Source organism: uncultured Helicobacter sp. (assembly GCF_949282165.1).
Classification (GTDB): domain Bacteria; phylum Campylobacterota; class Campylobacteria; order Campylobacterales; family Helicobacteraceae; genus Helicobacter_F.
In genome coordinates, this window is sequence record NZ_CASDOV010000035.1 from 1 (window position 1) to 5,831 (window position 5,831).

8 protein-coding genes are annotated in these 5,831 nt (G+C 51.0%); 1 reads left to right on the forward strand and 7 read right to left on the reverse strand.

All coding sequences use genetic code 11. The features are described from left to right. Positions 1 to 207 precede the first annotated feature (207 nt). From mog to ACH2BK_RS09900, 7 genes are all read right to left on the reverse strand, one after another. Positions 208 to 744 carry a molybdopterin adenylyltransferase gene (gene mog, locus ACH2BK_RS09870; RefSeq protein WP_395003771.1) on the reverse strand — a complete coding sequence of 179 codons (537 nt, stop codon included), beginning with the start codon at positions 742 to 744 and terminating at the stop codon, positions 208 to 210. Further along, complete coding sequence (locus ACH2BK_RS09875) at positions 726 to 1,442, reverse strand: molybdopterin-guanine dinucleotide biosynthesis protein B (protein ID WP_395003773.1); 717 nt, start codon at positions 1,440 to 1,442, stop codon at positions 726 to 728. Before ACH2BK_RS09875 ends, mog begins: the two co-directional genes overlap by 19 nt. Continuing rightward, positions 1,375 to 1,965, reverse strand: a complete 591-nt coding sequence (locus tag ACH2BK_RS09880) for a molybdenum cofactor biosynthesis protein MoaE (RefSeq protein ID WP_395003776.1) — start codon at positions 1,963 to 1,965, stop codon at positions 1,375 to 1,377. The genes ACH2BK_RS09875 and ACH2BK_RS09880 overlap by 68 nt, the downstream gene beginning before the upstream one ends. After that, a complete protein-coding gene (locus ACH2BK_RS09885) occupies positions 1,965 to 2,189 on the reverse strand; it encodes a MoaD/ThiS family protein (protein WP_394994732.1) in 225 nt (74 codons plus the stop codon). The genes ACH2BK_RS09880 and ACH2BK_RS09885 overlap by 1 nt, the downstream gene beginning before the upstream one ends. Positions 2,190 to 2,228: 39 nt before the next feature. After that, the gene (locus ACH2BK_RS09890) at positions 2,229 to 3,485 is read right to left on the reverse strand and encodes a molybdopterin molybdotransferase MoeA (RefSeq protein WP_395003778.1); all 1,257 of its coding nucleotides are present in this window, start codon (positions 3,483 to 3,485) and stop codon (positions 2,229 to 2,231) included. An 81-nt stretch (positions 3,486 to 3,566) separates the two neighbouring features. After that, positions 3,567 to 4,241 carry a GTP cyclohydrolase II gene (gene ribA / locus ACH2BK_RS09895; protein ID WP_394994737.1) on the reverse strand — a complete coding sequence of 225 codons (675 nt, stop codon included), beginning with the start codon at positions 4,239 to 4,241 and terminating at the stop codon, positions 3,567 to 3,569. A 14-nt stretch (positions 4,242 to 4,255) separates the two neighbouring features. Then, entirely contained in the window at positions 4,256 to 4,951 is a 696-nt protein-coding gene (locus ACH2BK_RS09900) for a DUF3943 domain-containing protein (protein WP_395003780.1), read from the reverse strand. A 154-nt stretch (positions 4,952 to 5,105) separates the two neighbouring features. Between ACH2BK_RS09900 and ACH2BK_RS09905 the strand changes: the two genes are divergently transcribed. After that, positions 5,106 to 5,642, forward strand: coding sequence for a YhcH/YjgK/YiaL family protein (locus ACH2BK_RS09905; RefSeq protein ID WP_395003782.1), 537 nt, complete (start codon positions 5,106 to 5,108; stop codon positions 5,640 to 5,642). Positions 5,643 to 5,831 lie beyond the last annotated feature (189 nt).

The window sequence follows — 5,831 nt, forward strand, 5'->3', positions numbered from 1 at the left end:
AAAGCCCATTTTCTTGCCAAACGCTACGCGCCATTCTCGCTTTGGGATAAACCACGATAGGACCTTATAGGCTAGTCTCCTGAGATAATACTCTGGCATTGGGGCTCCTTACTAAGATAACGCTAAATACAGAATCTAAGCAAGTAGATTCTGCGCAATGCGGGCTCACATCGCCGATACGCAAAGCTTGTCACAAACAAACTTGCGCTAAAAACTGCTCTTTGGGCGAAACGCGCTGATAACTTGCGTATTTGGCTCGATATACGCCCCACCTATGAGATCGATACAATAAGGTATCGCGGGGAACACCGCCTCTAAACACTCCTTGATACTCTTTGGTTTGCCCGGGAGGTTGAGGACAAGGCTCTTGCCCCGCACACCCGCGCTCTGACGCGACAAAATAGCCGTGGGCACATACTTTAGGCTCACTGCGCGCATTTGCTCACCAAATCCGGGCAGCATTTTCTCACACACGCTTTGGGTTACTTCAGGGATAATGTCCCTAGGCGCAGGTCCCGTCCCACCGGTAGTAACGACTAGATCACACGCGCATTCATCACACATTTTTTTCAAGCTCGCTTCTAAGGGCGCGAAGTCATCGCTCACCACCTCATACACGAACTCGCATTCATTGGCGATAAACTCGCTTAGCACCTCCCTAATCGCCTTGCCAGAAATATCCTCATACACGCCGCTAGAAGCCCTATCTGATGATACCAAAATCCCTATTTTGATCCTTTGCACACGCACTCCTTGTCGATAAAATCTAAAATCTCTTGGGGATTGTTGAGATCTAGCACCTCCAAATCCCCCAGCCTCGCCACATCGATACGATTCCTTAGCTCTCTATCCATCGCTATCGCCACGCCATAGGGCAGATACGCGCTATCAAGCTCCCCGCGCGCCACGATGATACGCCTATAGGGCAGTGTCCTTAGCCCCTCGATAAACACATAATCACACGCGCCAAAAAACTCCAACGCACGCTCAAACTCGCGCAACTCATACGCACTCAAATCTCTTTGCGCTCCGCACACACTATCATTCTGCGCACCACCTTGCACGCTCTCACTCCGCTCATTTTCACTCCGCACGCCCTTATCCTGCGCACTTCCACCCTGCGCGACATTTTCTCGCCCCTCATCATCTTGTGTGCAAAATCCAAAAATCACGCTTTTTTTGGGTGAGATAACCGCGACATTTTGCGCTACAAGTGAGAATTTATAGCTATCCTTGCGCTCCTTTTTGCCCTTTGTATCAAACTCCGCCTTGTCCTTTGGATCGTGCTTGATAACGCCCACGCTCTTGCCTTGAGCGCGCAAAATCTCTGCTAGTTTGCAAATAAGCGTGGTTTTGCCGCTATTGCTTTTGCCGCTAAAGGCGATGATTTTTGGCATCGAGCACCCCACTGCCCTCAATGGGCGTGCTGCGACTAAGCGCAAACACGCGCCTAGCACCTATCACATCGTATTTCCAAATGGGCGCGTTTGCCTTAAAATCCTCGATAAACGCCTCATAGAGCCCAAGCGCGGCTTTGCGTTGTTTGGAGATAATCGCGCACATATACGAGCTTTGCGTATGCGCCACATCGCCCACAGAATGTGCCATCAGCAGCACTGCGCCTGCCTGCGCGGCTTTTGCCTGCCAAGATTCAAACCACTTCTGCAGCAGCGGCTCATACACATCAAAGCTTAAGGCGCGCACAAAGGCTTGCGCGCTAGGTTGTGATGAGATGGAGTGCGATGAGGCGGGCTCTCCCTCCTTAGATTCTCTCCCTTGGGATTCTGCCTCTTTGGATTCTTTTGCGCTAGATTCTGTAAGCTCTCCCTCTCTAGACGCCTCTTGGCGCACGATACCGGTAAAGACACACATCGCGCCGCAGTTTTGCTCCCTAGCAAACGCCTCCCACGCCTCATAAATCTCGCTTGTGGGCAGCGCGCCATGATACAGGCTAAGATAGCGCATCACCCACCGCACACAGGAGGCAGGATAAGGACTCTATCGCCATTTTTAAGCACGAAATTCTCATCTTTGATGATCTCATCATTCACTGCCACCGCGCAGATTCCAAGCCACTTGCTAAGCTCTGGCTTTTGCGCTAGGTGCGCTCGCAACTCCCCTAGGTTTGCCACTTCTAGCTCGAGGGGCTCCTGCGCGCTCAAAGGTCCCAAAAATTCTATGCGTATCATTCCTCTGCCTCCCTTTTTAAAATCTCACACCAAAAAATCTCACACCAAATCGCGAAACACCAAAAGCGGCACAACCGCGCCCTTTGGTAAGCTCGCGCCATTTTCTTGCAGTATTGCAAACGCCGTGTGCGCACCGAGATTTTCAATCATCGAGCTTTGTAAAGTCTTTTTGCGTGCAAAGCTCGCATACAGCTTGCCCTCGCGCACCTGCACATCACACGCGCGAAACTCCATCCGAGAATCCGTGCGCACTGCCTCATCGAGCAAAGTCGCCTCTAGCACGAGCTGCCCCGCGATAGAGCCGCATAATCGCGTAAGGATCACGCGCCCAAAGAGCAGGAATGTCGCTGCGCACGAGTTGGGGTAGCCGGGCAAGCCAAAGACATGGGTTTGCTTATCTCCATTAGTGTAGATTCCATACGCTACGGGCTTGCCGGGCTTTAGGCGCACGCCTTTAAACACCATTTGCGTCTCTTGGTCCATAATGTCTTTAGTAAAGTCAAAATCCCCCACGCTCATACCGCCCGTGGTTAGCAAAATATCGCATTGCGCGAGGGCTTGGCGATAGAGTGCGCGGATAGAATCCACATCATCGCCCACTTTTGGGTAAAGTATGCCCTCGCCCCCTAGAGATTCCACAAGGGCGTTTAGCAAGTGGTTATTGACACTTCTCAAAACATTGCTCGAGTGGCTCTCCTCCCCCACCTCGATGATCTCATCGCCTATGCTCAAAATCCCTACTTTAGGCTTTTGCACCACCTGCACAAAGACTTGATTCAGATCTGCTAGGAGTCCTATCTCAAAGGGCGTGATACGCGTGCCAGATTCTAAGAGCTTTTGCCCTTTGGTGTAGTTTTCTCCCACTTGGCGCACCCATTGCTTAGGGCTAATGGCTTGGCTTGGATCTTTTAGCCGTATGAACTCCCTGCCTTTGTCTTGATACTCATCGACATCTTCTTTTAGTATCATCGTATCCGCGCCCTTAGGCATTCTCGAGCCTGTATAAGTGCGGATTGTGCATTTAGATTCTAGCTCAAACTCCCGCTGCGTGCCTGCGTTATTGGTGGCTTGGATACACAGCCCCTCACTGCGCAAAGTCTGTATATCCGCGCTCGCTATGGCATAGCCATCCATACTCGCAGTGGGCAGGGGCGGGACATTCCTAGGGGCGAAAATATCTTGGGCTAGGTAGCGATTAAGCGCTTGGGTGAAGATAAGCTTTTGGCTAGGGAGGGGAGTTAGAGGGATATTGTGTAAAATCTCTAGGGCTTCATCATAGCTAATCATCGTGCGCATACTTCACTCCTCACAAACTCTAAAAAACACACATTGTAAAATATTTACCTTAAGCCTAGGATTAAGGCACCTAGGACACCCTTAGAGCAAATGCCCCATTTTGTGCTTTTTTATCTCCAAATACTGCTTGTTGTGCTCATTGCAGCCCACGATGATACTTTGTCTGCTGACTTTGGCGTATTGCGCTAGAGAATCTACTTTAAGCGGGTTGTTAGTCAGCAGCTCAATCTCCCTAATCCCAAAGGACTGAAAAATCGCGCTCACAATCTCATAATTCCTGCAATCACTAGGCAAGCCAAGCTCGAGATTTGCCTCTATCGTATCTCGCCCCTTATCTTGGAGCGCGTAGGCATTGACTTTGTTAAAAAGCCCTATGCCCCTGCCCTCTTGGCGCAGATACAGCAGCATACCGCCCTCTTTGTGCGAATGAATTGCCCTCATAGAGTGCGCGAGCTCCTCGCCACAATCGCATTTGAGCGAGCCAAACACATCGCCTGTGAGGCATTCTGAATGCAAGCGCACAAGCGGGATTTTGCCCAAATGCTGCGTGAAAACCACGAGATGCTCTCTAGGAGAGGCTAGGGGGATTTGCGCTGCGTGCGTGCCGCCGCCCTCTAAATCCTGCGCGCCTTCTAGATTCTGTAAATCCCGCGCCGCGCCTAATCCTAAATCCTCCACATACTCTCTAAAACTCTGAATCCAAAATGTCCCATATTTGGTGGGAAGCTTGGCTTTTTGTGAAACTTCAAAACGCATAGTATTCCTTTAGTCTAAAATAAATAATGCAAACTTAGCACGATACCGCTATCCCCTCGCCGTGAGCGCGTGGGGCTAAGGCGTGTGTAAAGGACATTTTTACTAATCCCAAATCGCCTATCAAGCTCCGCAAGCTCAATAAGCGCGCCCACGGGATCCATAGCAATGAGTGCAAAATCCCCCAAGGATCGAGATCCTAGCAATGTGTGATCATGCGCGTAGATATACACACTCGCTTGATAAAACAGCTCTCCCAAAAGCGCGCCAAAGGCGGGGGTGATGACGAGATCCTGCCAGCTAGGCACCTCCGCAAACGCCTCGATACCAAACTCCCAAAAAAATGTGCTCGCCACAAACGAAAAGAGCGCGCTCTCAAACCACCCATAGCCCGCCTTCCTAGGCTGCATATAATACACCGCGCCCCAATAAGGATGCCCAATCCAATTGAGCAGCCAGTCGTCCTTGTCCGCCACGAGTACCTTTGAGACATTATCGCGCCAATTCACACCCAGATAGTAAATATCCTCTTTGTTCCAGTTGGTAACGCTCTCGGGCATCAGGTATAAAACCCCAGCCCCTGCGATAGAGCCTAACAGCACCACGCCGCTACTTAAGCCCACATACGGGGCGTTTGGCTTAGATTCTGTATGCAGAGCGAGCTTGCCATAATCGATTTGGGATTGCGCAAAAAGCAGAGATAGAAGCGACACACACGCAAAAACGCACCTTAGCAATCACAACCTTTGTCTGTAAAAGATCTCAAAATCTCAAAAGAGAAGTGCGATTTTACTATCTTTTGCCTAACACGATGGATAGGGCGGGGGCAAAATGCTATAATCACACAAAAATTAGAGGAGCTTAGAGATGGCAATCATCGGGCATTTGGAGCAGTTTGGGGAGTTTTTCGCACGCCACCCTGCACTTGCGGAGGTTAGGGAGTATCTCGTGCAGGCACTCACAATAGATTCAGTGGTGCATCAGCGTATCATCGCGCTACAAAGCAGCGCGGAAAGCGAGCGCGTGGAGATGAGCTACGATCTAGGGAGTGGCGTGCGCGCTATCGAGCAGACTTATCCTCTCAAGCCCCGCGCGCAGGCGTTTTATGAGTCCCACAGGGCGTTTGTGGATTTTCAGCTATGCGTGGCGGGGGCGGAGTGCTTTGAAGTGGGGCATATCGCGGACTTCACGCCGCTTGCACCCTATGATGAGAGCAGAGATCTCATCATCTACCGCGCCCCCACGATACCGCCGCACCGCTTGTCTTTCCATAGCGGGATTTTGGGAGTGTTTTTCCCTCAAGATGTGCATGCGGGGGGATTGGAGTATGAGGGAGATTGCGAGCACGCACCGCTATTTGCGCCCAAAAAAGTTGTGCTCAAAGTGCCTGTTGGGTTGTTGTGAGTGGTATGGGCAGAGGGGCAGGGGGGGCTTTGAGCGAAAAGGAAATTCGGCTTTCCTACGGGAAAATGGCTCCTTGGGTAATCATTGCGTAGATTTGGCGAGTTTGGGGAGTAGTCACTACCCTCTAGGTAGCTCCTACCCCCGCACCCGCCAAAAACTCCACAAGCACCACCGCAATGACTAATTTTT

What these genes read in the sequence shown, in the direction of transcription:
- ACH2BK_RS09880 (WP_395003776.1), bottom strand. Translation starts at nt 1,965, where the DNA reads ATGCGCTATCTTAGCCTGTATCATGGCGCGCTGCCCACAAGCGAGATT.
- ACH2BK_RS09885 (WP_394994732.1), bottom strand. Translation starts at nt 2,189, where the DNA reads ATGATACGCATAGAATTTTTGGGACCTTTGAGCGCGCAGGAGCCCCTC.
- ACH2BK_RS09890 (WP_395003778.1), bottom strand. Translation starts at nt 3,485, where the DNA reads ATGCGCACGATGATTAGCTATGATGAAGCCCTAGAGATTTTACACAAT.
- ribA (WP_394994737.1), bottom strand. Translation starts at nt 4,241, where the DNA reads ATGCGTTTTGAAGTTTCACAAAAAGCCAAGCTTCCCACCAAATATGGG.
- ACH2BK_RS09905 (WP_395003782.1), top strand. Translation starts at nt 5,106, where the DNA reads ATGGCAATCATCGGGCATTTGGAGCAGTTTGGGGAGTTTTTCGCACGC.